Annotated in this window: 2 pseudogenes; one reads left to right on the forward strand and one right to left on the reverse strand. The window is 45.9% G+C overall.

The features are described 5' to 3' along the window. A pseudogene (locus R7190_RS25755) lies at positions 1–275 on the forward strand (serine protease); the annotation flags it as partial. Between the two features lie 91 nt (positions 276–366). Here R7190_RS25755 and R7190_RS25760 read toward each other — a convergent pair. Beyond that, a pseudogene (locus R7190_RS25760) lies at positions 367–1,087 on the reverse strand (VPA0450 family T3SS effector inositol phosphatase); the annotation flags it as partial.

Here is a 1,087-nt window from a genome sequence, read left to right on the forward strand (position 1 = left end):
GGGATCAAGGTGCCATTGCAGGCTTTAGAGTCGAACGCGAGAGTTGGAATGCAAAACGTAATCGATGGCAAAGCCTAAGCAGTTGGGATGTTCTCGACCCAACGGTCATGACGTTTGAAGATTCCAGCGCCAATGGCGAAGTGCATTATCGTGTTGGCACCATTCAGCAAAGCGATGGTTCTTTGTTCTGGAGTGGATGGAGCGATAACATCACGGTTGCGGGTTCTGGTGGTGGTAAGGGCGGCGGAAAAGGTGGAGGAAAGCCGAACAAATGATCGCCATGAAAAAGGCCCGAGAAGAGGGCCTTTTTGTGTTTTTAACTTTCTATGTTTTCCATATCGAACAGAGATAAATACGGCTCTGTGGCTAAAGATTTGCCACGAATTGTTTATTAAACTCAGCGTTTACTTTATCGCTTAGCTGTTCGTATTTTTCGCTCAACGCAATTTGCTGCGCTTGTAGATGAGTTGGGTTCTTAGCAAGATCAGAGGCATGAAGTTGGCCCATCTCCTCCATAAAGCCGCTAGTTAGCTGGCTGAAGATCGCGTCTTTACCGATAATAAAGCTCGCAAAATTCTCTTTCACGAATGCTTGTTCATTCGGGTTTAAGTTTTCTAAACCCAGACGTGCTTGGTTAGCAGAGGTCACATCATCAAACGTTGCGTTAGCTGGGTTCGTGCCTGGCTTCAGATAGGCGGCATCATTTTTAAAGTCATTGGCATTTTGAGTAAACGCGTTTTCAATTAACTTTTGAGAAAAGCTTCTGACTTCGAACGTAGACTGCACTGGCTTATGGTCGCTGACATTCTCAAAACCCTCTGTTATAACACTGGTTTGGTGGTTCTGTAAGTTGCCCGTTTTGTTGGTTAAACCAGTATTATCCAGCTCACCGAAGTCAGGGCGATCTCGGCCTTCTTTCTGCTTAATATTGCCAGTGTGCTTATCTAGCTGCATGTAAGTATGGCTATCGAGTGGTTTGAACTTAAAGCCATGTTTCGCTAAGTGCGTATCATCGTGGGCAATTGGGTCGTACAGCACATCAGAGCCTTCAGCAACGCGCTTCTCACGTTCATTGAGATCGCCAGTG

This window comes from Vibrio sp. 1078-1 (assembly GCF_033340475.1).